Origin of the sequence: Avibacterium sp. 21-599, assembly GCF_026226765.1 — a bacterium.
GTDB lineage: Bacteria > Pseudomonadota > Gammaproteobacteria > Enterobacterales > Pasteurellaceae > Avibacterium.
Genome location: NZ_JAKKOB010000001.1, coordinates 956223 through 981247 on the forward strand (window position 1 = coordinate 956223; position 25025 = coordinate 981247).

A 25025-nucleotide genomic window follows, 5' to 3' on the forward strand; every position below is an offset into this window, starting at 1 on the left:
AAACTTAAATAAAAGGAATATTTGTGATTAACGAAATTAAACAAGATACGCAAACGCGTATGGAAAAAAGCCTTGAAACATTCAAACATCATATTGCGAAAGTCAGAACAGGACGCGCACAGCCTAGCTTACTTGATGGTATTCAAGTGGAATACTATGGCGCATTAACGCCATTACGTCAGTTAGCTAATGTTGTCGCCGAAGATGCACGCACACTTGCAGTAACTGTGTTTGATCGTAGTTTAATTGGGGCAGTAGAAAAAGCCATCTTAACCTCTGATTTAGGTTTAAACCCATCATCAGCAGGCACAACTATTCGCGTTCCACTTCCTCCATTAACGGAAGAACGCCGTCGTGATTTAATCAAAATCGTAAAAGCGGAAGCCGAACAAGGCAAAGTTGCTGTACGTAATGTACGCCGTGATGCTAACGATCAAATCAAAGCGTTGTTGAAGGAAAAAGAAATCAGCGAAGATGAAGAACGCAAAGCACAAGATGAAATCCAAAAAATCACCGATCTTTATGTGAAAAAAGTGGATGAAGTGTTAGCGGACAAAGAGAAAGAATTATTAGATTTCTAATCATTTAAAATAATGAAGCAATAAAGGGCGAGCCAAAGGTTCGCCCTCTTTTTTCTTGCTGAACGGCGGGCTTTTGAGTATATTCACCACAATTTTAGCAAACTTACTTCTTTTTATAGTGCGGTCAAAAATTTATGCAAAAACAACAAAAACTCGTTATTCTTGGTTCAACCGGCTCAATCGGCACTAGCACCCTTTCTGTAATAGCACATAATCCAGAAAAATATCAAGCGTTCGCTTTAGTAGGGGGGCGTAATGTGCAGTTAATGCTTGAGCAATGCGTTAAATTTCACCCGACTTTTGCTGCATTAGATGATGAAAGTGCGGCGAAAAATTTGAAAGAAAAATTGACCGCACTTGGTATGAAAACGCAAGTGTTAAGCGGACAACAAGCTATTTGCGAATTAGCGGCACACCCTGAGGCTGATCAAGTGATGGCTGCCATTGTTGGTGCAGCCGGCTTGCTACCAACCCTTGCAGCGGTGCAAGCGGGTAAACGGGTATTGCTAGCCAACAAGGAAAGCTTGGTGACTTGTGGGCAACTCTTTATTGATGAAGTGAAGAAAAGCCACGCACAGCTTCTGCCAGTGGACAGTGAACACAATGCGATTTTCCAATCTTTACCGCCTCAAGCACAAGAAAAAATCGGTTTTTGTCCGCTACAAGAATTAGGCATTAGTAAAATTGTCTTAACGGGATCGGGCGGGCCTTTCCGCTATACGGATCTTACTGAATTTGAACACATCACACCAGAACAAGCTGTGGCACACCCCAATTGGTCAATGGGCAAAAAGATTTCGGTCGATTCAGCTACAATGATGAACAAAGGCTTAGAATATATTGAGGCTCGTTGGTTATTTAATGCGACAGCTGATGAAATGGAAGTGATTATTCATCCTCAATCCATTATTCATTCTATGGTGCGTTATATTGATGGCTCGGTCATTGCGCAGATGGGTAACCCTGATATGCGTACGCCAATTGCTGAAACAATGGCTTATCCACAACGTACCTTCGCGGGAGTTGCGCCATTAGATTTTTATCAGCTTAATGGGCTGACTTTCTTACAACCAGATTATCAGCGTTACCCTTGTTTAAAACTCGCCATAGATGCTTTCGCAGCAGGGCAGTATGCAACAACAGCGATGAACGCGGCGAACGAAATTTCTGTCGAGGCGTTTTTAAACCGTCAAATTAAATTTACCGATATTGCCTTTGTGAATCAGCAGGTTGTAGAAAACATCACACCGCAACAGATTCAATCCATTGATGATGTGTTAGAGGTGGATAAAAAAGCACGTGGGTTGGCGTGGAAAATCATTCAATCAAAATAACATTTTGTTTTTATTATAAATAACTCAGAGCGGGCGAAAGTTCGCTTTGATTTTTTACATATAATTCTGTGCGTTTTCATAGTAAGTAAGATCATATTATGATATATTCAGCCATTAATTTTGTAACTAGAAAATCCTTGATGAATGACAGAGATTGATTCAAATAATATTCCTCAACACGTTGCGATTATTATGGATGGCAATGGTCGTTGGGCAAAACAGCAAGGAAAAATGCGTATTTTCGGGCATAAAAATGGTGTCGCGGCAGTGCGCCAAGCGGTTTCCTATGCACTAAAAATTGGTGTGAATGTTCTCACGCTTTATGCTTTTAGCAGTGAAAATTGGTCTCGTCCAGAAAGTGAAGTCAGTGCATTAATGACATTATTTATGCAAGCGCTTGATTTAGAAGTAAAAAAATTGCATAAAAATAATATTCGGTTAAAAATTATCGGCGATAAATCGCGTTTTAATGCAAAATTACAGCAAAAAATTGAAAACGCAGAAAAATTAACCGAAAATAACACCGCACTTACCTTAAATATTGCGGCAAATTACGGGGGCTATTGGGATATTGTGCAGGCTACAAAACAGCTTGCCAGCTTAGTGAAAAATCAGCAGATGACCGTTGATGAGATCACCGCAGAACGTTTTCAGCAATATTTGGTTACCCAAAATCAGCCAATGGTTGATTTGCTCATTCGGACAAGTGGGGAGCAACGTGTGAGTAATTTTTTGCTATGGCAAATTGCTTATGCAGAATTTTATTTTTCCGATGTGTTATGGCCAGATTTTAACGAACAAGAATTTAATCAAGCTATTTTAGCTTATCAACAACGAAATCGCCGTTTTGGTGGAGCAGAACAAGAGGACTAAACTGTGCTTAAACAACGTGTCATTTCCGCAATAATTTTAATTGCTATTGTCTGTGCTGCGTTATTTTTATTTTCTCCTTTTTATTTTGCCTTAGCGTTAGGTGCCGTGGTGGGCTTAGGCATTTGGGAATGGACACAATTTGCCCACGTTAAAAATAAATTTTGGCGTGTTGTTGTGGCTGGATTAGCAAGTGCGGTGCTTTTTTTATGGATTTTAAGCGAAGCCAATTATCTCAATGCTGGGCGTGTGTTTGAACATTATGCCGAACCGATTTTATTAAGTGCCGTGATTTGGTGGCTTATTGCCCTTAGTCTGGTAGTGAGTTATCCCAATTCAGCGAAATTTTGGGCAAAATCCGTGGTATTACAAGGAGTTTTCGCCATTGTAACTTTAGTGCCTTTTATTATTGGTGTGTTAAAACTGCGTTTAGATAGTTACGTTGCTAATCCCTATCACGGCTTAATGTTGCTCTTTTATGTCTTTATTCTTGTATGGGCAGCTGATTCTGGTGCGTATTTTGCCGGTCGCCAATTTGGAAAGCATAAACTTGCAGCAAAAGTTTCCCCGGGTAAAACTTGGCAAGGGGTATTTGGTGGTTTACTCACGGCTGGCGTGTTAGCAGCAATTTTTATGCAAGTTGCTCCGCAAGATCTATTCAATGTGCCAACAGTGCCTTTCATCCTGTTATCCGTTGCAACTGTGGCGATTTCTGTATTGGGTGATTTGACGGAAAGTATGTTTAAGCGTGAAAGCGGTATTAAAGATAGCAGTCAGTTAATTCCCGGACACGGTGGGATTTTAGATCGTATTGATAGCTTAACTGCTGCTGTTCCATTCTTTGCCTATTTCTATTTTTATGTCTTGTAGGAAACAGATATGTCTTTTTTGTGGTCGCTAGGTTCATTTTTGGTTGCCATTTGTGTACTGGTTTTTGTACACGAATATGGACACTTTTGGGCTGCGAGAAAGTGCGGTATAAAAGTTGAGCGTTTTTCTATCGGTTTCGGTAAAGTATTGTGGTCATTTATTGATAAAAAAGGGACAGCCTTTTCTATTTCACTGATTCCTTTAGGTGGCTATGTGAAAATGCTTGATGAGCGTAACGAAGCGGTACCAGAAGAATTAAAATCACAAGCCTTTAATAATAAATCTGTTGCACAGCGCGCCTTTGTCATTGCAGCTGGGCCTATTGCGAATTTTATTTTTGCTATATTGGCGTATTGGTTGGTGTATTCCATTGGTATTCCTAGTGTGAAACCTGTTATCGCAGAGGTTCGACCTCAATCTATTGCAGCGCAAGCACAGATCCAACCAGATTCACAAATTATCGCCATTGATGGCACAGCAACGCCAGATTGGGAAACCATTAATATGGTACTTGCCACCAAAATGGGCAATCCAAATGTAGAAATCACGCTTTCTCCTTTTGCATCTAACGTGAAGCAACAGCGTACCTTAGACTTAACAAATTGGCGTTTTGATCCCGAAAAAGAAAGTGCTTTTGGCGCATTAGGTATGATTCCTGTGCGAACTAAAGTGGAAATGACCTTGTCTAAAGTGGCAGCAGATTCTCCTGCACAAAAAGCAGGTTTGCTTGTTGGTGATAAACTTTATACCAATACCGGTGAACCAATGAATTGGCAAGATTTTATTCAAGATGTGCAAAAGGGGCTGCCTTTCACGTTGCGCATTGAGCGGGCGGGGGAAACGCTATATAAAACCTTAACGCCGATACTAAACGAAAAAGGGAAATGGTTTGTTGGCGTCTCGCCAACCATTAAACCATTAGATGAAAAATATCGCACGGAATTAAAATATGGTCTTTTTGATGCGTTACAAAAAGGCATAGAAAAAACGAAAGATTTAATGCTACTGACTGTAAAAGTGATCGGTAAATTAATTACTGGCGATCTTTCTTTAAATAATTTAAGTGGGCCTATTTCTATTGCAAAGGGGGCGGGTGTCTCTTCTGAAATTGGCTTCGTTTATTATTTAAGTTTTATGGCATTAATTAGTGTGAATTTAGGTATTATGAATTTGTTCCCATTACCGGTATTAGATGGGGGACATTTAGTTTTTCTTGCCGCTGAGGCGATAAAAGGCAAACCACTTTCACAAAAAGTGCAAGATGCGGCTTATAAAATTGGCGCAATATGCTTATTAGCTTTAACAGCATTTGCTTTGTTTAACGATTTCTTACGTTTATAACTCTTTCTTTTACAAGGATAAAAGTAACAATGAAAAAACTTTTAATCGCAAGTTTATTATTGGGTTCAACCACGGTGATGGCTGCACCTTTTATTGTGCAAGATATTCGTGTTGATGGCGTTCAGGCTGGCACGGAAGGCAAAATTCTTGCGAATTTACCCATTCGAGTTGGGCAACGGGCGACAGATAAAGATATTGCTAATGTAGTAAGAACCTTGTTCTTACAGGGATATGAGGGGGTTAAAGCGGCTCGAGAAGGCAATACCCTAGTGATTTCTGTACAGCAACGCCCAATTATTGCCGATGTTATTCTTGACGGGAATAGCTCAATTCCAAGTGAAGCCTTGAAAGATAACCTAGACGCGAATGGCTTTGCGGTTGGCGATGTGTTGAACCTTGATAAATTAGAGGCTTTTCGCCAAAGTTTATTAGATCATTACCGTAGCGTAGGGCGTTATAACGCAAAAGTGGAAACCATCGTTACGTCATTGCCAAATAATCGTGCGGAAGTCAAAATCCAAATTAAAGAAAATGATGTCGCACTATTGAAAGGGGTTACCTTTGAAGGAAATCACGCGTTTAGTTCAAGCAAGTTGCAAGAACAAATGGAATTACAACCTGATGCGTGGTGGAAGCTTTTCGGCAATAAATTCGATTCCGTACAGTTTGGTAAAGATCTAGATACATTACGCGAGTTTTACCTTGATCACGGCTATGCCAAAATGCAAATCACTAAAACAGATGTACAGTTAAATGATGCACAGACTGAGGCAAAAGTTTCTATTGATGTTAATGAAGGTGAGAAATATACCGTTAAGAGCGCGCGTATTGTGGGTAATGTTGCGGGAATGGGCGAGGAGCTTTCCGGATTATTAAAACAAATTCGGGTGGGGGAAACCTTCCGTCGTAGTGATGTGGTTGCGGTAGAAAATGCCATTAAAACGACCTTAGGTGAGCAGGGATACGCAAACCCTCAAGTGAATGTTAGCCCAGCGTTTGACGATCAACATCACACTATTGCATTAACTTATGTGGTTGATGCAGGTCGTCGTTATTCTGTGCGTCAAATTCGTTTTGAAGGCAATAACGTCAGTGCAGATAGCACATTACGCCAAGAAATGCGTCAGCAAGAAGGAACTTGGTTATCTTCTCAATTAGTTGAACTAGGTAAAGTGCGGTTAGAACGTACAGGATTTTTTGAGACTGTAGAATCGCGTACTGAGAATGTGCCAAACACGGACGATGAACTTGATGTGATCTATAAAGTGAAAGAACGTAATACGGGTAGCATTAACTTTGGTATTGGTTATGGTACAGAAAGTGGCTTAAGCTATCAGGCAAGTATTAAACAAGATAACTTTTTGGGAATGGGATCTTCAATCAGTTTAGGTGGTTCGCGTAATGATTACAGTACCAGTGTGAATTTAGGCTATACAGAACCTTATTTCACAAAAGACGGCGTAAGTCTTGGTGGGAATGTATTCTTTGAAAAATACGATAACTCAAAAAACGACACGTCAGCCTCTTATAGCCGTACAACTTACGGGGTGAACGGTACGCTTGGTTTCCCCGTCAATGAGAATAACTCATACTATGTTGGGTTAGGCTATGTTTACAACAAATTAAAAGATGTACGCCCTGAATATAACCGTAACCTCTATCGTGAATCAATGAATGTGAGTGATTGGACATTCAAATCTCACGATTTTGAATTCTCTATGGGTTGGAACTATAACAATCTGAACCGCGGCTATTTCCCAACGTCAGGAATGCGCGCCTCGATCGGCGGAAAAGTGACTATTCCAGGTTCAGATAATAAATATTACAAATTGTCCGCAGATGTCCAAGGCTTCTATCCGTTAGATCGTGATCATAGCTGGGTCATTTCAGCAAAAGCTTCCGCAGCTTACGCGAATGGTTTTGGTGGTAAACGTTTACCGTTCTATCAAACTTACAGTGCAGGTGGTATGGGAAGTTTGCGTGGTTTTGCTTATGGTGCAGTAGGCCCACAAGCTATTTATCGAGATGAAAAAAATTGTGCAACGACACCGGATAAATATTGTAAGAAAGGGGTAAATGGCGACATTGTCGGTGGTAATGCAATGGTCACCGCAAGTGCGGAATTAATTGTACCAACACCTTTTGTGGCGGACAAAAATCAACGTTCAGTAAGAACCTCAGTTTTTGTTGATGCAGCAAGTGTATGGAATACAAAATGGAAAACAGACGGAAAAGCACGTTTCACCAATTTACCGGATTACGGCGATCCGAGCCGTGTTCGCTCCTCAGCGGGTGTCGCTTTCCAATGGCAATCACCGATTGGACCTTTGGTGTTCTCTTATGCCAAACCAATCAAAAAATATAAAGGTGATGAAATTGAACAATTCCAATTTAGTATCGGTGGTACATTCTAATTGGAACTTCTTTCATTCTTATTAGTCTAAGTGAAAGCTTGGAAAGCTAATGGGAGCTTGCTCCCATTGGTATTGAATTTAAAAATTAATTTATTTTAAGGAAACTCAAAAATGAAAAAAGCTGTAAAATTAACCGCACTTTCTTTAGCGTTAGCATTAGGTTCATCCATTGCAATGGCGGAAGATAATATTGCCTTTGTAAATGTCGATTATTTATTTGCACATCATCCAGCACGTCAAGTTGAATTTAAAAAATTAGATGAGCAATTCAAAGCACCATCTGAAAAATTACAAGTTGAAGATAAAGCACTGCAAGATAAAAAAGCAGCATTTGAAAAAGAAATTGATGGTAAAGTGAAAGCATTAGATAAAGATGCACCAAAATTACGTCAAGCTGATATTAAAAAGCGTCAGGATGAAATTGCAAAATTAGCGCAAAAACGTGATGAAGAGTTTAAAAAATTAGTACAACAGCACCAAGAAAATATTGCTAAATTCCGTCAGGAAACACAAAAAGCAGAAATGGAAGTTGAACGTAAATTATTAACTGACATTCAAACTGCGACGACAACGGTGGCAAAAGCAAAAAACTACAGCGCCGTGCTTGATGAAAAAGTGGCAGTGTATGCAGCTGATGGCAAAAATATCACCGAAGAAGTATTAAAAGCAATTCCAGCTCCAGCACAGGCTAAATAATGCAAAAGTCTTATTCTCTTAAAGAATTAGCACAACAAATTGGCGCTACCATTCGTGGTAACGCCAATGTGCTTATTGATAGTATTGCTCCTCTTGACAAAGCACAGTCAAACCAACTCACTTTTATTTCAAATATTAAATTCCGTGATTTGCTTGCCCAATCCCACGCAGGGGTTTTAGTCGTGAGTCAAAATGATGTGGAGTTTTGTTCGCCTGAAAGCAATCTGCTGATTGTCAATGATCCTTATGTTGCTTATGCTGTGTTAGCGCAATATATGGATTCTACTCCTAAAGCCGCCACAGGTATTGCTGAAAGTGCGGTGATTTCATCCTCGGCAAAATTAGGTGCAAATGTTTCCATTGGCGCTAATGCGGTGATTGAAGATGAAGTTGAATTAGGTGATAACGTGGTTATCGGTGCGGGTTGCTTTATTGGCAAGGGTGCAAAAATTGGTGCAAACACCCAACTTTGGGCAAATGTAAACATCTATCACCAAGTACAAATTGGCGAACATTGCTTAATTCAATCTGGTGCAGTTATTGGCAGTGATGGCTTTGGCTATGCAAATGATAAAGGTCGCTGGATCAAGATCCCACAAACTGGCACAGTGATTATTGGTAACCACGTTGAAATTGGTGCTTGTACCTGTATTGACCGCGGCGCATTAGATGCCACGGTAATTGAAGATAATGTGATTATTGATAACCTTTGTCAAATTGCCCATAACGTACATATCGGCACTGGCACAGCGGTAGCAGGCGGTGTGATTATGGCGGGCAGCCTGAAAGTGGGACGCTATTGTCTCATTGGTGGCGCAAGTGTAATCAATGGTCATATGGAAATTGCAGACAAAGTGACCGTTACAGGAATGGGAATGGTAATGCGGCCAATTACCGAACCCGGTGTTTATTCTTCCGGTATCCCGTTACAGCCAAATAAAGAATGGCGAAAAACTGCTGCATTAACCTTAGACATTGATAAAATGAATAAGCGTCTAAAAGCGCTAGAAAAAAAGCTGAATAATGCTTAACTCATCTTTCAAACGTGCCACTTTATGTGGTGCGTTTTGTATTAAACGGTGAAATATCGTATAATCTGCACCAATTTTATTTTCTATTATTTTTAAATTAAAAAGGTACGATTGTGACAACAGAACAAACCGCAAAAGTCATTGAAGCAAAAGAAATTATGACCTTACTTCCACACCGCTATCCCTTTTTATTAGTGGATCGTGTGACTGATTTTGAAGAAGGGAAATGGTTAAAAGCGATTAAAAACATTAGCGTTAATGAACCTTGTTTTACAGGGCATTTCCCGGGAGAACCCATTTTACCCGGCGTGTTAATTTTAGAAGCATTGGCACAGTCAATGGGCATTTTGGCGTTTAAAACTCACGAATTACAAGGTGGAGAATTGTTCTATTTCGCAGGTATTGATGATGCACGTTTTAAACGTCCAGTTTTACCGGGTGATCAAATGGAACTTTATGTTGAAGTGATCAAAGAACGCCGTGGTATTACGGCATTTACTGGTATCGCAACAGTAAATGGTGAAGTGGCTTGTGAAGCAAAATTAATGTGCGCTCGCAGATAACAAAATCAAGAAATTAAGAGGTCAATATGATCCATCCAAGTGCAAAAATTCACCCTTCAGCCATTATTGAGGAAGGTGCTAAAATTGGCGAAAACGTCGTCATTGGCCCATTTTGTATTATTGGTTCTGACGTTGAAATTGGCAGAGGCACAGTACTACATTCACATATTGTTGTGAATGGCGTCACCCAGATTGGTGAAGAGAATGAAATTTTCCAGTTTGCGAGCATTGGTGAGAAAAACCAAGATCTAAAATATCAAAATGAGCCAACTAAAACCATTATTGGTAACCGTAACCGCATCCGTGAAAGTGTTACTATTCATCGTGGCACAGTACAAGGTGGGGGCGTAACCCGTGTTGGTGATGATAACTTATTTATGATCAACGCCCATATTGCACACGATTGTAAAATCAAAAATCGTTGTATTCTTGCTAATAATGCCACCCTTGCAGGACACGTGGAACTAGATGATTTTGTGATTGTCGGTGGAATGTCAGCCATTCACCAATTTGTCATCATTGGCGCTCACGTTATGCTTGGCGGCGGTTCAATGGTGAGCCAAGATGTTCCTCCTTATGTGATGGCACAAGGCAACCACGCACAGCCCTTTGGTGTGAATATTGAAGGCTTGAAACGCCGTGGCTTTGATAAGCCGACATTACACGCCATTCGTAATGTGTATAAATTGATTTATCGTAGTGGAAAAACCTTAGAAGAAGTGATGCCAGAAATTGAGCATTACGCCAAAACGGAAAGTGCGATTAGCTTTTTCCTTGATTTCTTCAAGCGTTCAACCCGTGGCATTATTCGCTAATTAAACGAACGATACCACCTATAAAAAGGTTAAAATTTTTTACCGCACTTTACTTATTGCCTAAGGTTTGCAATATAAAGTGCGGTTGTTTTTTATGAGAAAAGTATTAATGGAACAAGCAAAAGCATTCCCGACCATTGGCATTGTAGCAGGCGAAGTCTCTGGTGATATTTTAGGGGCAGGGTTAATACGCAGTCTGAAAATCCGTTATCCTAACGCGCGTTTTATCGGCATTGCTGGCAAACAAATGTTGGCAGAAGGTTGTGAAACCTTGGTGGATATGGAAGAAATTGCTGTAATGGGCTTAGCCGAAGTAGTGAAACATTTACCACGCTTGCTGAAAATTCGCCGTCAGGTTATCAACAAAATGTTGCAAGAAAAACCCGATGTATTTATCGGCATTGATGCCCCTGACTTCAATCTTGACATTGAACTCAAACTCAAAGAACAAGGTATCAAAACCATTCATTATGTTAGCCCATCAGTATGGGCGTGGCGACAAAACCGCATTCACAAAATTGCACAAGCGACCAACCTTGTTCTCGCCTTCTTGCCTTTTGAAAAAGCCTTTTATGACCGCTTCAATGTACCTTGCCGTTTTATTGGACACACAATGGCAGATGCCATCGCCTTAAAACCCGATCGTCTTGCGGCTTGTCAAATGCTTAATATTGACCCACAGCAACGTTATCTGGCGATCCTTGTTGGCAGTCGTGGCGCAGAAGTGGAATTTCTTGCCGAACCGTTCTTACAAACGGCATTATTGCTGAAAGAACAGTATCCGGATGTACAATTTCTTGTTCCTTTAGTGAATGAAAAACGTCGCCAACAATTTGAACAAATTAAGGCGAAAGTCGCCCCTGATTTAGAAATGACATTACTTGATGGGCAAGCCCGTCAAGCAATGATCGCGGCACAAGCTACATTATTAGCGTCAGGAACGGCAGCATTGGAGTGTATGCTATGTAAATCACCTATGGTCGTAGGCTACAAAATGAAGCCGATGACGTATATGCTAGCAAAACGTTTAGTGAAAACCCCTTATATTTCTTTACCTAACTTGTTAGCCAATGAAATGCTTGTACCAGAAATGATCCAGCAAGATTGCACGGCGGAAAAGCTGGTGGAAAAGCTAATCCCTTATTTTTCTACAGAAGAAAGTGCGGTACAAAATCGCCACAGTTTAGTGCAACATTTTATTGATCTACATAAAATAATCCAATGCGATGCGGACAAACAAGCCGCTGACGCGGTGATTGAATTATTGCAGGAGAATAAATAATGAGCGAATTTGTCTATCCTGATTACGAACTTATCGCAGGTGTCGATGAAGTGGGGCGTGGACCTTTAGTTGGCGCAGTGGTAACGGCAGCGGTGATTTTAGATCCTAATAATCCCATTGAAGGCTTAACCGACAGTAAGAAACTCTCTCATAAAAAACGTCTTGCCTTAGCGGAAGAAATTAAACAAAAAGCCAAAGCGTGGGCGCTAGGGCGGGCAGAACCAGAAGAAATTGATGAACTTAATATTTTGCACGCCACGATGTTGGCAATGCAACGTGCGGTAAATCAGCTTAATATTACACCGCACTTTGTATTAGTGGACGGCAACCGTATTCCCTCATTACCAATGCCCGCTCAAGCGGTGGTAAAAGGTGATAGTCTCGTGGCAGAAATCAGTGCCGCTTCCATTCTTGCCAAAGTTGCTCGTGATTTAGAAATGGAGGAACTGGATAAACGTTATCCTCAATATGCCTTTGCACAACATAAAGGCTATCCAACAAAATTGCACTTAGAAAAACTCGCAGAACACGGCGTTTTACCCGAACACCGCCGAAGTTTTGCACCAATAAGAAAACTTATTACAGAGTAAAAAGTGATCTGTCCTCAAAAACTGGACACCTAATTTGAGGTGCAGATCAGTATTTAACGAGCGTAATGTTAATAAGCAAATTGAGTATAAAGGAAAACACTACTAATGCCGTACTAAAATAGCCGAGACGATTTATTAATAAAATTTCCTTAAATAGAAAAGGAAAAGGAGGAATTTTAATATAATGATGTAAAAAATACGGTGAAAAATCACCGCACTTTTTATTTTAGGGAAATCACTGTTTTAGCAGAAATGCTTAATCAACTTACTCAATAATTCATTCGTTGGTTTAATAAATTCTGCACATAGATATTCATCTGGCTGGTGGGCTTGTTCGATTGAACCCGGACCAAGCACCAAGGTTGGGCAGAGTTGTTGAATAAAAGGGGCTTCGGTGCAGTAGTTCACCGCTTCGCATTTTTCGCCAAGTAATTTTTCCACCACTTGGACAATTTGGGCGCTGTGTTCGCATTCATAACCCGGGGTGGGTTCATGCAAGGCGCGGAGTGAAATCAGATCGCCCCATTTTTCAAACATTGGGCGAAGTTTTTCTTGTAACATTTCATTGAGATCTTCTAGACGCATTTGTGGTAAGGGGCGGATGTCGAAATGCAATTCGCAGCACGCACAAATACGATTTACTGCATCCCCCCCGTGGATTGCACCAAAATTCATTGTCGGATAAGGAATGGCAAAGGTGGAATGATGATATTTTTCCTTTAACTCGTTACGCATTTCCATTAAATAGCCTGTTGCTTCGTGCATTAATTCAATGGCGTTAATGCCCTTATCTGGATCGCTCGAATGCCCTGTTTTACCTGTAATTCTTACTGCTTGCCCAATATGTCCTTTGTGCGCGCGAACGGGTTTTAATGATGTTGGTTCGCCAATAATCGCACAATCTGGGCGGATATGGCTGTGTTGGCTGAACGTTCTTGCCCCAAGTAGGGTAGTTTCTTCATCGGCGGTGGCGAGAATGCGTAATGGTTTGTTTAGTTTAGAGAGATCAATATGGCCTAAGGTTTCTAACACGAACGCGAAGAATCCTTTCATATCTGCTGTGCCTAAGCCGTAAAATTTACCGTCTTTTTCGGTGAGTTTGAAAGGATCAAAATGCCAGCGTCCTTCATCGAAAGGCACGGTATCTGTATGTCCTGCAAGTAGCAGTCCCCCTTCTCCTTCGCCATAAGTGGCTAGTAAATTGAATTTTTCTCGGCTGCCCTGCACGGGAATAATGTTCGTTTTAAAACCTAACTCATTGAGCCAAGTGGCAAGAAGTTCAATTAACGTTTTATTTGATTGGTCAAATTCTGCTTCTACGCTACTGATGGTAGGCAAGGCAATAAGCTGAGAATACATTTCAAGAAAAGTAGGCAATTTTTTCATTAAGTTTATCCTGTATTAAATTAAAGATTGATTTTTGATTAATTATGCATAACAATAGCATAATTAATCAAGAGTTATCTTTTTCTATGAGGCAAATTTTCTATGTGTTCTATGCAAAAAGCCATCATTATTGGCGCAAGTGGCTACACTGGGGCTGAACTGGCTCGTATTTTAACGTTGCACCCCGCATTTCAACTTAATGGATTATATGTTTCTGCGCAAAGCCAAGATGCACATAAAGCCATTTCCGATATTTATCCACAGCTTAAGCAGATTGTGGATTTACCGTTACAACCTTTGGGGAAAAATTTAACCGCACTTGCTCAAGAAAATGATTTGGTATTTTTAGCCACCGCACACGAAGTGAGCCACGATCTTGCGCCAATTTTCTTGCAAAATCAATGTAAAGTCTTTGATTTATCTGGCGCGTTTCGCGTAAACAACACAGAATTTTATCCACAATATTATGGCTTTGCACATCGCCATCCTGAATTATTAGAAAAAGCGGTTTATGGGTTAGCAGAATGGAATGATCGCGCCATTGCACAAACCGATTTAGTGGCGGTGGCAGGTTGTTATCCAACGGTTTCACAACTGAGCTTAAAACCATTGATTGAAAATAATTTATTAGATCTCAATCAATTGCCAATTATCAATGCGGTGAGTGGGGTAAGCGGAGCGGGGCGTAAAGCTTCACTGACGAACAGTTTTTGTGAGGTGAGCTTAAATGCTTATGGCGTATTTAACCATCGGCATCAGCCTGAAATTGCCACGCATTTAGGCACAAATGTCATTTTTACGCCACATCTCGGCAATTTTAAACGCGGTATTTTGGCGACAATCACCGCAAAATTAAACGCAAATGTAACAGACGCTCAAATTCACGACGCTTATCAGCAATATTATGCGAATCGACCACTGGTGCGTGTTTATAAACAAGGATTACCAAGTATTAAGTCCGTAGAGTTTACGCCTTATTGTGATATTGGATTTGCCACTCAAAACGGTTATATCATCATTGTTGGCGCAGAAGATAACTTACTCAAAGGTGCAGCAGCACAAGCGGTACAATGTGCTAATATTCGTTATGGTTTAACAGAAACCTTAGGCTTGATTTAGTGGAAAAAAAGAATGAAACCTTTAGTAATTAAATTAGGTGGTGTGCTGTTAGATACGCCACAAGCAATGGAAAATTTATTCACCGCATTAGCAAATTATCAGCAAAATTTTGCTCGTCCTCTGCTTATTGTACACGGTGGTGGTTGTATCGTTGATGAATTAATGCAACGTCTTGGATTGCCAGTCAAGAAGAAAAATGGGTTAAGGGTTACCCCTTCTGATCAAATTGAAATTATTATAGGCGCACTGGCGGGGATTGCAAATAAAACATTGTTGGCGCAAGCGACGAAATTTAATCTTAATCCTGTTGGGCTTTGTTTAGCGGATGGGCAATTAACAAGCGCGAAACAAATTGATGTTGAATTAGGACACGTTGCGAACGTATTTCCCAATAATCCGCAATTATTACATACATTATTAAGCGAGGCATTTTTGCCTATTATTAGTTCTATTGCGGTAGATGTGCAAGGGCGTTTAATGAACGTGAATGCGGATCAAGCAGCAACGGCGATTGCGGCATTAATGGGGGGCGATCTGGTGATGCTTTCTGATGTGGATGGGGTTTTAGATGCCAATAAACAACGCCTACCACAGCTTAATAGCGAGCAAATTCAACAGCTTATTCAGCAAGGTGTGATTACAGACGGAATGATCGTTAAGGTCAATGCCGCATTGGAGGCAGCAAAAATCCTTAACACGGGAGTGGATATTGCCAACTGGAAATATCCAGAAAAATTGACCGCACTTTTTGCAGGTGAGATAATCGGCACCAGAATTTTACCTTAAGCGTAAAGCAATTTGGTATGGGCGAACATTTACGTTCGCCTCTACATTTTTAATGATAAAAATCAAAAAGATAAGGATAAACTATGGCACTTTGGGGTGGACGTTTTACACAAGCCGCGGATAAACGTTTTAAAGATTTTAATGATTCATTACGTTTTGACTATCGCCTTGCTGAACAAGATATTGAAGGTTCAATTGGTTGGTCAAAAGCCTTGGTCAGTGTTGGGGTATTAAGCCAGCAAGAGCAACAACAATTAGAACAAGCCTTAAATGCGCTTTTAATTGAAGTGCGGTCAAATTTACAGGGTATTTTGCAAGATGATGCGGAAGATATCCACAGTTGGGTAGAAAGTAAGCTGATCAATAAAGTTGGGAATTTAGGTAAAAAATTACACACTGGGCGTAGCCGTAATGATCAAGTGGCATTAGATATAAAAATGTGGTGTAAGCAACGTGTTACGGAGCTGCAATATTCTATTCGTGCCTTGCAAACTAAATTAGTGGATACCGCAGAAAACAATCAACACGCAGTAATGCCGGGTTATACCCATTTACAACGCGCCCAACCGATTACTTTTGCACATTGGTGTATGGCTTATGTGGAAATGTTAGAACGTGATTATTCTCGCTTATCTGATGCCTACCAACGAATGAATACTTGCCCACTGGGTAGTGGCGCATTGGCGGGAACAGCCTATGCCATAGATCGTGAAAAATTAGCACAGGATCTTGGCTTTGCAAGTGCTACTCGTAATAGCCTAGACAGTGTGTCTGATCGTGATCATATTATCGAATTACTTTCGACTGCTTCGTTAAGTATGGCTCATCTTTCTCGTTTTGCCGAAGATATGATTATCTTCAATAGCGGTGAAGCGGATTTTGTCGAGCTTTCTGATCGCGTTACTTCAGGTTCTTCATTAATGCCGCAAAAGAAAAACCCCGATGCCTGTGAATTAATCCGTGGCAAAGCAGGGCGCGTGATGGGCGCTTTAACAGGAATGTTAATGACCGTAAAAGGCTTACCGCTTGCCTATAACAAAGATATGCAAGAAGACAAAGAAGGCATTTTTGATGCGTTAGATACTTGGCAAGATTGCTTAGATATGGCGACCTTTGTATTAGATGGCATTAAAGTCAATGTTGAACGTACACGTGAGGCGGCATTGAAAGGCTATTCTAATGCCACCGAATTAGCGGATTATCTGGTTGCTAAAGGCGTACCATTCCGTGATTCTCACCATATTGTTGGAGAAACCGTGGTTTATGCAATTAGTGTTCACAAAGGTTTAGAAGATCTGAGCTTAGCAGAGTTCCGTCAATTCAGCGATGTGATCAGTGATGATGTGTATGACATCCTCTCGTTACAATCTTGCCTTGATAAACGTTGTGCTAAAGGTGGGGTATCCCCATTACGTGTTGCCGAAGCCATTGCAGAGGCAAAAGTGCGGTTGAAATAATCGGGATTTTTAGTAAAAGGGCAAAGCAAACATTGCCCTTTATTTTTGGCGATAATTTAAGAAATGGGTTTTCTTCTGCTTAAATAAAATTCCGCCAGTGCTAAATCTTCAGGGCGAGTGATTTTGAGATTATCACTTCTGCCTGCCACAAGATGAGGCTGAAAACCCATTAATTCCATCGCAGAGGCTTCATCAGTAATAGAGAGATGATTGGCTAAGGCTTGTTGCAAGGCGTGTTTGAGTGTTTGAGCAGGAAAAAATTGGGGCGTTTGTGCAAGCCAAAGTTGTGAGCGATCTTCCGTTTGTTGAATTTGTAAGGTTGAATTTGTGCGTTTGATCGTATCCACGGCAGGAATTGCTAAAATTGCCCCATTGTTATCATTGATTTGTAATAATTTATCTAGATCTTGATGAGTAAGACAAGGACGTGCCGCATCGTGTACCATAACCCAAGTGTTTGCTTTGCTTTCAATGTGTTGCAAACCATTTAGTACCGACTCTGCGCGTGTTTTCCCTCCCTCAACAAGCTGAATCTTTGAATGATTGAGTAAATCAATTTCCGCTAAATACGGATCACTTGGGGTTACCGCAACAATAATGTGGTTAATTGCAGAGTAGTGAATTAATACATCAAGCGTATGTTCGAGAATCGTTTTTCCCTGAATGGTTAAATATTGCTTTGGTTTATCTGCCTGCATACGGCTGCCGATCCCAGCAGCAGGGACAACAGCGATAATTTCACGTGGTAATGATTTCATCATTTATGCTCTTTTACTATACGATAAAACGTTTCGTTATGTTTTACCATCTCGTGTTGTAATCTGGCACGCTCTTCAATGGCATCCACGCCTTCTTTGAGATCTTTAATTTCGGCCGCAATCGCTTGATTACGTTGGGATAGTTTTTCATTTTCTTGTTGGCGCAAGGTAATTTCTTTTTCTGTATTTTTATAATCTACATAGCCGTTTTTTCCAAACCAAAAATCGTATTGAAAAAGTAAGGCGAACCCCGCCAAAATAAAAATTAATAAACGCATAATTTTTCTCGTTAAGTAAAAATTGTCATAGTTTACCTTGAAATGCCTAAAATTTGTAGAAATGGATAGGATTAAGTGATCTGCCCCCCAAAAGTTGGACAGATTGTTAAACTATAAATACTGAGTTCTGTATCGAACAGGACTCAGTCCTTTTAACGCCATTTTAATATGTTTTTGGTTGTCATACACCACATATTCCTCAAGTTCAGCTTGCAATTCCGCTATCGACGTATAGCTACGCGTATAAAAACACTCGGATTTTAAAATTGCAAAGAAACTTTCAATCACCGCATTATCATGGCAATTCCCTCGTCGGCTCATACTCGGTATCGCGCGCCCCTCCAGCATTTTTCGCCAAGGGTTTGTACGATAAAGGACGCCTTGGTCACTGTGAATAATGGGGCAATCCGTGGCGTTTAATTGGCTTAACCCTTATTCCAGCATCTTTTTTACCAAAGGAAAGTTGGGGCGTCTTGAGAACTGATAGGCGATAATTTCTTGATTCGCCAAATCCATTAATGCGGAAAAATACAGCTTCTCCCGCCCAATATGAAATTCGGTCACATCCGTCACCCATTTCTGATTCAGTTTTGTCGCAGTAAAATCACGATTCAGCATATTTGGCGCAATCAACGCCGTCTTACCTCGCTTTCCGTGCCTTTTCTTGCGAACAATTGACTGAATTTGCAAGGTCTTCATTAATTTTAGTGCGGCTTTATGATTCAATGTAAAACTGATTTGATGTAATTTTAAGGTTAAAGGGCGGTAGGCATCTTGCTGTTGACTCGCTTGATACAGCGAGAATATTGCCGCTTTTTATGCCGAGTAATCTCGCTTAACTTCTTGATAATAAAAGGTAGAACGCGCCATTTTCGCCGCGTTCAGTAAATCATTTAACGTGTGCTTTTGCTTTAGTTCGTCAATGGCGGATCTTTTTTCTGCCGTCGTTTTTACCGGTATAATTTCTCCAACTTTTTTAAAGGGGCTGTATTAGATTAGCAGTTATGTTAGTCTATGAAAATGAAGATAACTCATTGTAAATTCAAGAGATCTATACAGAAAAAAAACTGCTAGAATTTTTGTACTTGAAGTGACAGCTCGTTCAGTAGCAAATTTACTGGAAATTACCCCTAATTCAGTGTAGTGCTCCACTAATTTAACAGTCTCTGATAGGTTGTTTTGCTAAAGTGGGGGGGTAATCCCTGATTGTAAGCATGAGGATGAACGGTATTATAATAAAATACATCATTCTTAATATCCTCCTTTGCTGCAGACAATGAAGCATACTTTAACATCCATTCGTATTTGAAACTTCTAAACCAACGCTCCATCGGTGTGTGTAGTGGTAGACTAATTCCGCAGTCCTCAATAGGTGGTGAACTATCACAAAAAGAGACAATTTAATGAGAAGGACATTTAGCCCAGAATATAAAGCCGCCGCGGTAAAATTGGTGACTGAACAAAGTTATTCCATCTCACAAGCCTGTTTGGAATTAGGGATAGGGGAAACCGCATTACGTCGTTGGGTAAAACAAGTACAAGCAGAGCAATAAGGCTATGTATTACCCGGCACTAAGCCTATATCCCCCGAACAACAACGCATACGGGAACTGGAGCAACGAATAAAAATACTCGAAGAGGACAAAGAAATCCTAAAAAAGGCTACCGCGATTTTTATGTCTCTCGACAATGCCGCTACCAAGCGGTAAAGGCATTAAAATCGCATGGTATTAAACGGGTGTGTGCGTTGTTTCAGGTATCAGAAAGTGCCTATTATGCTCAGTTAAGACAGTGTAGCAAGTCAAACAAATATGGACGTTTATCGTTAGACATCGAGGCATTATTTGATGAAAGTCGAGGCGCTGCAGGTAAACGAACATTGAAGGCGAGATTACAGCATAAAGGGATGAAGGTAGGATTAGCGCTTATCCGTAAATTGATGAAACAACAAGGCTTAGAGAGTAAACAACCCAAGAAGCGTTATTCTTATCCGCTCATAGAGGAACAAACGATGCCATTTAATAGCCTATTAAACCGCAAAGTTAGCCCAGATTCCCAGACCTCCGTCTTGTGTGGTGATACCACTTATCTGAAGGTTAATGGCGAATGACATTATCTTACAGTTGTGCTGAATTTAGCCCAACGTCAAGTCGTAGGTTGGCGATTGCAAAGAAAGCATAATGCGGAGTTAGTCGTTGAGGCATTAAATCCTGCGATGTTGACGACAGTAAGGACAAAAGAGATGATATTTCATTCAGACCAAGGAAGTGTTTATCGGAGTTATCCCTTTACGCAATGTGTGAAACGTCATGGATTAATCCAGAGTATGAGTCGTCGTGGCAATTGTTGGGATAATGCACCGATAGAGCGTTGGTTTAGAAGCTTCAAATACGAATGGATGTTAAAAAAAAGGGGGGTATGCGTCATTGTCGGCAGCAAAGGAGGATATTAAGAATGATGTATTTTATTATAATACCGTTCGTCCTCATGCTTACAATCAGGGATTCCCCCCCCACTTTAGCAAAACAACCTATCAGGGACTGTTAAATTAGTGGATCACTACAAATACAAGGGGAGGCGGAAGGATAATCTTCCTTATTAATAATTCACTTTATGCCCATAACCTTCTAAGATTTGCTTGATGTGTTCAAGCGATTCTTTTGTTGGTGGTTTTACCTCTTCCAGCTCGTATTTTTCCCCCATTGCTTCCCATTTATGCGCCCCTAATCGGTGGTAAGGCAGAAGCTCCACTTTTTCAATATTATCCATATCTTTGATAAAATTGCCAAGTAGATGGACATCTTCATCGCTATCCGTCCAACCGGGGACAACCACGTAGCGAATCCAAACTTTTTGATTGCGTTTTTGCAAATATTTCGCAAACTCAAGGGTACGTTTATTGGGAACACCGATAAGATTTTGGTGAATGCGATCATTGAGTTCTTTGAGATCTAACAACACTAAATCAGTCACATCAAGTAATTCATCAATAATATGATCATAATGGCGAACAAACCCGTTGGTGTCTAAACAAGTGTGAATACCTTCTTTTTTACAGGCGCGAAACCAATCCCGTACAAATTCCGCTTGCAATACAGCTTCTCCTCCTGAGGCGGTAACGCCACCACCAGAAGCATTCATAAAATGGCGATAAGTGACCACTTCTTTCATCAGTTCTTCTACGGAAATTTCTTTACCACCGTGTAGATCCCAAGTGTCACGGTTGTGGCAATATTTGCAACGCATTAAGCATCCTTGCAAAAACAGGATGAAACGAATCCCCGGGCCATCAACGGTTCCGCAAGATTCATAAGAATGATAGCGAGCTAAAACTGACATAATGTTCCTTTGTTAGAGAATGTAAAATCGTTAATTTCTATTTAAGGCTTTGAGAAAAGGATTAAATAGAAATTAATCTGCCTCACGATGAGGCAGATTGGGTATTATAGCGTAATATTAAGGAAAAAAGTTATTTTCCGCTCCAAGCTTTTATCGCATTATGGCGAATTTTTACAAAAAAACTACCGCACTTATTATCGCAAATAAATTTTATCTCACAACTATTTTTAGCCATTTAGCCTCATTAGTTATAAGATTTCACTCTTTCACAAAAATCTGTTTTAAATTCATATCGTCCGTTGTTATTGGGGATTGCGACAGAAATAATATGGCTATCAATAATAGCAAACCGAATGTTGTTACCATATTTATGGTATAAGTCTACATTATTTAAGCAATGTTTATTGAGTATTGCGTTAAAACTGGTTTTTACCAATGCTTTCTCAAAGGTTAAATAATAAAATTGACCGATAATGGGTTTATAGTTGCAAGATACGGCAAAAATAAATTTTATTGCAATCAAACTCATTAGTAACTGGTAGCATAATTTTTGTTTTTTCTGCGCACTTTTATCTAGCCAAATCAGATTTCGCGATAAAGAAATTTGATAGTACACCGCAAGTATCCCCATTAATGCCGATACAATAAATAAAAATAAGATAATGCCACTGATCAGGATAAATAACACCTGAGTAGAGGTGTGAAAGAAGCTAATTGTGAAGCCAGTTCTAACACAAACCTCTTCTGAGACGACACAGTTAATATAAATGAGGTAAGGCGTTGAAATAATAAAAACAAGCGGTTTATTATTAAACGTTGTTTTACATTTATCAACGAATTGCTTATTGTCTAGATAGCAATAAGATAGACAGATCACAATTGCTAGCAGTAATAAACTAAGATCAATAGGCTTTTTAGGTTTGGCGGTCATTAGAAAAATGAATATGCCAAATAAAATAGCTATTCTGAGATAATATTGATATTTAATGGTGAGCCAATTTAGTTCTCTTGGCAGTTCTTTTATTGCAATGCATAAATCGTTATATAAAGAATATAAGTATTGACGCATAGTTTTTGATGAAATAAAACATAAAAATGGTCGGTATATATTGATACCGACCATTTACCCTAGAAAGATTTAAATTACATTGATTGTGTAAATGTACGTGTAATTACATCTTGTTGTTGTTCTTTCGTTAAAGAGTTAAAACGCACAGCATAACCAGAAACACGAATGGTTAATTGCGGATATTTTTCTGGATTTTCCATTGCGTCTAACAACATTTCACGGTTCATTACGTTCACGTTTAAATGTTGTCCCCCTTCAACAGTGGCTTCGTGGTGGAAGTAACCATCCATTAAGCCTGCAAGATTACGTTTTTGTGCTTCGTAATCTTTACCTAACGCATTTGGTACGATTGAGAAGGTGTAAGAAATACCGTCTTTCGCATAAGCAAATGGAAGTTTCGCCACAGAAGTTAATGACGCTACCGCACCTTTTTGATCGCGTCCGTGCATTGGGTTTGCACCCGGTCCAAATGGCGCACCTGCACGACGACCATCAGGTGTATTACCTGTTTTCTTACCATAAACCACGTTAGACGTAATGGTAAGCACGGATTGTGTTGGAGTTGCATTGCGGTAAGTATGATGCGTTTGAATTTTTTTCATAAAGCGCTCAACAAGATCAACCGCTAAGTCATCAACGCGACTATCGTTGTTACCGAATTGTGGATATTCGCCTTCAATTTCAAAATCAATCGCCACATTAGAGGCAACCACATTACCGTCTTTATCTTTAATATCCCCACGCACAGGTTTCACTTTAGCATATTTAATTGCGGCTAAAGAGTCTGCGGCAACAGAAAGCCCTGCAATACCACAAGCCATTGTACGGAATACATCACGATCATGGAACGCCATTAAGGCTGCTTCATAAGCATATTTATCGTGCATAAAGTGAATAATGTTCAATGCGGTAACATATTGCGTTGCTAGCCAATCCATAAAGCTGTCCATACGTTCCATTACGGTATCGAAATCTAACACTTCATCTGTAATTGGTGCTGTTTTAGGGCCAACTTGCATACCTGATTTTTCATCAATACCACCATTGATTGCGTATAATAAGGTTTTTGCAAGGTTTGCACGCGCACCAAAGAATTGCATTTGTTTACCAACGACCATTGGGCTTACACAACAAGCAATCGCATAATCATCACTATTGAAGTCTGGACGCATCAGATCATCATTTTCGTATTGGACAGAAGAAGTATCAATAGACACTTTAGCACAATAACGTTTGAATGCTTCTGGTAATTGTTCAGACCAAAGAATGGTTAAGTTTGGTTCTGGTGAAGGTCCCATTGTATAAAGTGTGTGCAAGATACGGAAGCTGTTTTTGGTTACTAATGTACGACCATCTAAGCCCATACCAGCCAATGTTTCGGTTGCCCACATTGGGTCGCCAGAGAATAATTGATCGTATTCAGGTGTACGTAAGAAACGCACCATACGTAATTTCATAACAAGATGATCAATTAATTCTTGTGCTTCTTGTTCAGTAATTTTTCCTGCTTTTAGATCACGTTCAATATAAATATCTAAGAAGCTTGATACACGACCGAAAGACATCGCTGCACCATTTTGTGATTTTACTGCAGCAAGGTAGGCAAAATAGGTCCATTGTACAGCTTCTTGTGCATTCGTTGCTGGGTTAGATACATCAAAACCGTAAGACGCCGCCATTTCTTTAATTTTACCTAATGCACGGTGTTGTTCTGCAATTTCTTCACGTAATTGAATAGTAGCTTGAATATCTTCACCACGTTCTAATTTTTCTTGTAATGAATTAAATTGTTTAAATTTATCTTTCATCAAGAAATCAGCACCATAAAGGGCTAAACGACGATAATCCCCGATAATACGACCACGACCATAAGCATCTGGTAATCCAGTGATAACACCAGATTTACGGCAACGTAAAATATCTGGTGTATAAACATCAAATACCCCTTGGTTATGGGTTTTACGATATTCCGTAAAGATATGTTCAATTTCAGGTTTTAATTCGCGACGGTAAACTTGGCAAGAGCCTTTTACCATTTTAATTCCACCATAAGGCATAATGGCACGTTTTAATGGGGCATCTGTTTGTAAACCCACAATTTTTTCTAAATTTTGATCGATATAACCCGGTTTATGTGAAGTAATTGTTGATGGAGTATCTGTATCAATGTCATAAGGTTCGTGAGTTTTGTTCTCAACCTTAATTTTTTCCATTACTTCATTCCATAATTTGGTTGTTGCTTCAGTCGCACCAGCAAGGAATGATTCATCACCTTCATAAGGGGTATAGTTTTTTTGGATAAAGTCACGTACATTGACTTCTGTTTGCCAATCGCCTGGGGTAAATCCTTCCCACGCTTTTTGTTGCGCTTCAGTTAATTGAGTCATTACTATTTTCCTTTAACGTAAATAAAATTTAATTATGTAAAAACGATGAAAAAAACAAC

26 protein-coding genes and 1 pseudogene are annotated in these 25025 nt (G+C 39.9%); 19 read left to right on the forward strand and 8 right to left on the reverse strand.

The features are described 5' to 3' along the window. The first annotated feature begins 23 nt into the window (after positions 1-23). The 12 genes from frr (at position 24) to rnhB (ending at position 12387) form a co-directional block, all read left to right on the forward strand. Entirely contained in the window at positions 24-581 is a 558-nt protein-coding gene (gene frr, locus L5B83_RS04710; protein WP_250350786.1) for a ribosome recycling factor, read from the forward strand. 134 nt (positions 582-715) lie between these two features. Then, a complete protein-coding gene (ispC, locus tag L5B83_RS04715; RefSeq protein WP_265762205.1) occupies positions 716-1915 on the forward strand; it encodes a 1-deoxy-D-xylulose-5-phosphate reductoisomerase in 1200 nt (399 codons plus the stop codon). Positions 1916-2059: 144 nt separating this feature from the next. Continuing rightward, positions 2060-2788, forward strand: coding sequence for a polyprenyl diphosphate synthase (gene uppS, locus L5B83_RS04720; RefSeq protein ID WP_250350784.1), 729 nt, complete (start codon positions 2060-2062; stop codon positions 2786-2788). A gap of 3 nt (positions 2789-2791) precedes the next feature. After that, positions 2792-3655 (forward strand): phosphatidate cytidylyltransferase, encoded by an 864-nt coding sequence (locus L5B83_RS04725; protein ID WP_265777728.1) that lies wholly within the window; start codon positions 2792-2794, stop codon positions 3653-3655. Between the two features lie 9 nt (positions 3656-3664). Beyond that, positions 3665-4996, forward strand: a complete 1332-nt coding sequence (gene rseP / locus L5B83_RS04730; RefSeq protein WP_265777729.1) for a sigma E protease regulator RseP — start codon at positions 3665-3667, stop codon at positions 4994-4996. A gap of 29 nt (positions 4997-5025) precedes the next feature. Beyond that, positions 5026-7410 carry an outer membrane protein assembly factor BamA gene (gene bamA, locus L5B83_RS04735; protein ID WP_265777730.1) on the forward strand — a complete coding sequence of 795 codons (2385 nt, stop codon included), beginning with the start codon at positions 5026-5028 and terminating at the stop codon, positions 7408-7410. A 111-nt stretch (positions 7411-7521) separates the two neighbouring features. Then, on the forward strand, positions 7522-8106 hold the full coding sequence (locus tag L5B83_RS04740) for an OmpH family outer membrane protein (protein ID WP_250364210.1): 585 nt from the start codon (positions 7522-7524) through the stop codon (positions 8104-8106). Beyond that, positions 8106-9137: a UDP-3-O-(3-hydroxymyristoyl)glucosamine N-acyltransferase gene (lpxD, locus tag L5B83_RS04745; protein ID WP_265777731.1), complete on the forward strand. Its 1032-nt coding sequence runs from the start codon at positions 8106-8108 to the stop codon at positions 9135-9137. The genes L5B83_RS04740 and lpxD overlap by 1 nt, the downstream gene beginning before the upstream one ends. Before the next feature lie 110 nt (positions 9138-9247). After that, complete coding sequence (fabZ, locus tag L5B83_RS04750; protein WP_035660215.1) at positions 9248-9700, forward strand: 3-hydroxyacyl-ACP dehydratase FabZ; 453 nt, start codon at positions 9248-9250, stop codon at positions 9698-9700. 26 nt (positions 9701-9726) lie between these two features. Beyond that, the gene (lpxA, locus tag L5B83_RS04755; protein ID WP_250364212.1) at positions 9727-10515 is read left to right on the forward strand and encodes an acyl-ACP--UDP-N-acetylglucosamine O-acyltransferase; all 789 of its coding nucleotides are present in this window, start codon (positions 9727-9729) and stop codon (positions 10513-10515) included. Between the two features lie 94 nt (positions 10516-10609). Then, positions 10610-11797 carry a lipid-A-disaccharide synthase gene (lpxB, locus tag L5B83_RS04760; RefSeq protein ID WP_265777732.1) on the forward strand — a complete coding sequence of 396 codons (1188 nt, stop codon included), beginning with the start codon at positions 10610-10612 and terminating at the stop codon, positions 11795-11797. Next, positions 11797-12387, forward strand: coding sequence for a ribonuclease HII (rnhB, locus tag L5B83_RS04765; RefSeq protein ID WP_268739333.1), 591 nt, complete (start codon positions 11797-11799; stop codon positions 12385-12387). Before lpxB ends, rnhB begins: the two co-directional genes overlap by 1 nt. A gap of 243 nt (positions 12388-12630) precedes the next feature. Here rnhB and argE read toward each other — a convergent pair whose 3' ends face one another. Further along, the gene (gene argE / locus L5B83_RS04770; RefSeq protein ID WP_265777733.1) at positions 12631-13773 is read right to left on the reverse strand and encodes an acetylornithine deacetylase; all 1143 of its coding nucleotides are present in this window, start codon (positions 13771-13773) and stop codon (positions 12631-12633) included. Positions 13774-13884: 111 nt separating this feature from the next. On the opposite strand from argE, the gene argC reads away from it, so the two are divergent. The 3 genes from argC (at position 13885) to argH (ending at position 17135) form a co-directional block, all read left to right on the forward strand. Continuing rightward, positions 13885-14892: an N-acetyl-gamma-glutamyl-phosphate reductase gene (gene argC, locus L5B83_RS04775; protein ID WP_265778378.1), complete on the forward strand. Its 1008-nt coding sequence runs from the start codon at positions 13885-13887 to the stop codon at positions 14890-14892. A gap of 12 nt (positions 14893-14904) precedes the next feature. Then, entirely contained in the window at positions 14905-15678 is a 774-nt protein-coding gene (gene argB, locus L5B83_RS04780) for an acetylglutamate kinase (RefSeq protein WP_265777734.1), read from the forward strand. 83 nt (positions 15679-15761) lie between these two features. Next, positions 15762-17135: an argininosuccinate lyase gene (argH, locus tag L5B83_RS04785; RefSeq protein WP_265777735.1), complete on the forward strand. Its 1374-nt coding sequence runs from the start codon at positions 15762-15764 to the stop codon at positions 17133-17135. A gap of 56 nt (positions 17136-17191) precedes the next feature. On the opposite strand, the gene ispD is transcribed toward argH, so the two are convergent. From ispD to L5B83_RS04805, 4 genes are all read right to left on the reverse strand, one after another. Next, positions 17192-17893: a 2-C-methyl-D-erythritol 4-phosphate cytidylyltransferase gene (gene ispD / locus L5B83_RS04790; RefSeq protein WP_442780637.1), complete on the reverse strand. Its 702-nt coding sequence runs from the start codon at positions 17891-17893 to the stop codon at positions 17192-17194. Beyond that, positions 17893-18171 (reverse strand): cell division protein FtsB, encoded by a 279-nt coding sequence (ftsB, locus tag L5B83_RS04795; protein ID WP_250363500.1) that lies wholly within the window; start codon positions 18169-18171, stop codon positions 17893-17895. The genes ispD and ftsB overlap by 1 nt, the downstream gene beginning before the upstream one ends. Positions 18172-18282: 111 nt before the next feature. Beyond that, positions 18283-18492: an IS3 family transposase gene (locus L5B83_RS04800; RefSeq protein ID WP_265777737.1), complete on the reverse strand. Its 210-nt coding sequence runs from the start codon at positions 18490-18492 to the stop codon at positions 18283-18285. A gap of 111 nt (positions 18493-18603) precedes the next feature. Next, positions 18604-18870 carry a hypothetical protein gene (locus L5B83_RS04805; RefSeq protein WP_265777738.1) on the reverse strand — a complete coding sequence of 89 codons (267 nt, stop codon included), beginning with the start codon at positions 18868-18870 and terminating at the stop codon, positions 18604-18606. Between the two features lie 321 nt (positions 18871-19191). On the opposite strand from L5B83_RS04805, the pseudogene L5B83_RS04810 reads away from it, so the two are divergent. From L5B83_RS04810 to L5B83_RS04825, 4 genes and pseudogenes are all read left to right on the forward strand, one after another. Then, a pseudogene (locus L5B83_RS04810) lies at positions 19192-19309 on the forward strand (IS1595 family transposase); the annotation flags it as partial. 265 nt (positions 19310-19574) lie between these two features. Further along, positions 19575-19724, forward strand: coding sequence for a transposase (locus L5B83_RS04815; RefSeq protein ID WP_265777739.1), 150 nt, complete (start codon positions 19575-19577; stop codon positions 19722-19724). A gap of 194 nt (positions 19725-19918) precedes the next feature. Then, complete coding sequence (locus L5B83_RS04820; protein ID WP_265777740.1) at positions 19919-20281, forward strand: IS3 family transposase; 363 nt, start codon at positions 19919-19921, stop codon at positions 20279-20281. Between the two features lie 15 nt (positions 20282-20296). Further along, entirely contained in the window at positions 20297-20623 is a 327-nt protein-coding gene (locus tag L5B83_RS04825; protein WP_265777741.1) for a DDE-type integrase/transposase/recombinase, read from the forward strand. Positions 20624-20769: 146 nt separating this feature from the next. Here L5B83_RS04825 and pflA read toward each other — a convergent pair whose 3' ends face one another. From pflA to pflB, 3 genes are all read right to left on the reverse strand, one after another. Then, the gene (gene pflA / locus L5B83_RS04830; RefSeq protein ID WP_250363510.1) at positions 20770-21510 is read right to left on the reverse strand and encodes a pyruvate formate lyase 1-activating protein; all 741 of its coding nucleotides are present in this window, start codon (positions 21508-21510) and stop codon (positions 20770-20772) included. A gap of 244 nt (positions 21511-21754) precedes the next feature. Continuing rightward, complete coding sequence (locus L5B83_RS04835) at positions 21755-22579, reverse strand: hypothetical protein (protein ID WP_265777742.1); 825 nt, start codon at positions 22577-22579, stop codon at positions 21755-21757. Between the two features lie 74 nt (positions 22580-22653). Next, on the reverse strand, positions 22654-24966 hold the full coding sequence (pflB, locus tag L5B83_RS04840) for a formate C-acetyltransferase (protein WP_265777743.1): 2313 nt from the start codon (positions 24964-24966) through the stop codon (positions 22654-22656). Between the last annotated feature and the right edge of the window lie 59 nt (positions 24967-25025).

Excerpts from the sequence above, each read along its gene's own strand:
- pflB (WP_265777743.1), bottom strand. The coding sequence starts at position 24,966 with ATGACTCAATTAACTGAAGCGCAACAAAAAGCGTGGGAAGGATTTACC.
- lpxA (WP_250364212.1), top strand. The coding sequence starts at position 9,727 with ATGATCCATCCAAGTGCAAAAATTCACCCTTCAGCCATTATTGAGGAA.
- L5B83_RS04740 (WP_250364210.1), top strand. The coding sequence starts at position 7,522 with ATGAAAAAAGCTGTAAAATTAACCGCACTTTCTTTAGCGTTAGCATTA.
- rnhB (WP_268739333.1), top strand. The coding sequence starts at position 11,797 with ATGAGCGAATTTGTCTATCCTGATTACGAACTTATCGCAGGTGTCGAT.
- rseP (WP_265777729.1), top strand. The coding sequence starts at position 3,665 with ATGTCTTTTTTGTGGTCGCTAGGTTCATTTTTGGTTGCCATTTGTGTA.
- lpxD (WP_265777731.1), top strand. The coding sequence starts at position 8,106 with ATGCAAAAGTCTTATTCTCTTAAAGAATTAGCACAACAAATTGGCGCT.
- argH (WP_265777735.1), top strand. The coding sequence starts at position 15,762 with ATGGCACTTTGGGGTGGACGTTTTACACAAGCCGCGGATAAACGTTTT.
- argB (WP_265777734.1), top strand. The coding sequence starts at position 14,905 with ATGAAACCTTTAGTAATTAAATTAGGTGGTGTGCTGTTAGATACGCCA.
- L5B83_RS04800 (WP_265777737.1), bottom strand. The coding sequence starts at position 18,492 with ATGAGCCGACGAGGGAATTGCCATGATAATGCGGTGATTGAAAGTTTC.
- ftsB (WP_250363500.1), bottom strand. The coding sequence starts at position 18,171 with ATGCGTTTATTAATTTTTATTTTGGCGGGGTTCGCCTTACTTTTTCAA.
- uppS (WP_250350784.1), top strand. The coding sequence starts at position 2,060 with ATGACAGAGATTGATTCAAATAATATTCCTCAACACGTTGCGATTATT.
- bamA (WP_265777730.1), top strand. The coding sequence starts at position 5,026 with ATGAAAAAACTTTTAATCGCAAGTTTATTATTGGGTTCAACCACGGTG.
- argC (WP_265778378.1), top strand. The coding sequence starts at position 13,885 with ATGCAAAAAGCCATCATTATTGGCGCAAGTGGCTACACTGGGGCTGAA.
- L5B83_RS04835 (WP_265777742.1), bottom strand. The coding sequence starts at position 22,579 with ATGCGTCAATACTTATATTCTTTATATAACGATTTATGCATTGCAATA.
- L5B83_RS04815 (WP_265777739.1), top strand. The coding sequence starts at position 19,575 with ATGAGAAGGACATTTAGCCCAGAATATAAAGCCGCCGCGGTAAAATTG.
- lpxB (WP_265777732.1), top strand. The coding sequence starts at position 10,610 with ATGAGAAAAGTATTAATGGAACAAGCAAAAGCATTCCCGACCATTGGC.
- ispD (WP_442780637.1), bottom strand. The coding sequence starts at position 17,893 with ATGAAATCATTACCACGTGAAATTATCGCTGTTGTCCCTGCTGCTGGG.
- L5B83_RS04805 (WP_265777738.1), bottom strand. The coding sequence starts at position 18,870 with ATGAAGACCTTGCAAATTCAGTCAATTGTTCGCAAGAAAAGGCACGGA.
- pflA (WP_250363510.1), bottom strand. The coding sequence starts at position 21,510 with ATGTCAGTTTTAGCTCGCTATCATTCTTATGAATCTTGCGGAACCGTT.
- argE (WP_265777733.1), bottom strand. The coding sequence starts at position 13,773 with ATGAAAAAATTGCCTACTTTTCTTGAAATGTATTCTCAGCTTATTGCC.
- ispC (WP_265762205.1), top strand. The coding sequence starts at position 716 with ATGCAAAAACAACAAAAACTCGTTATTCTTGGTTCAACCGGCTCAATC.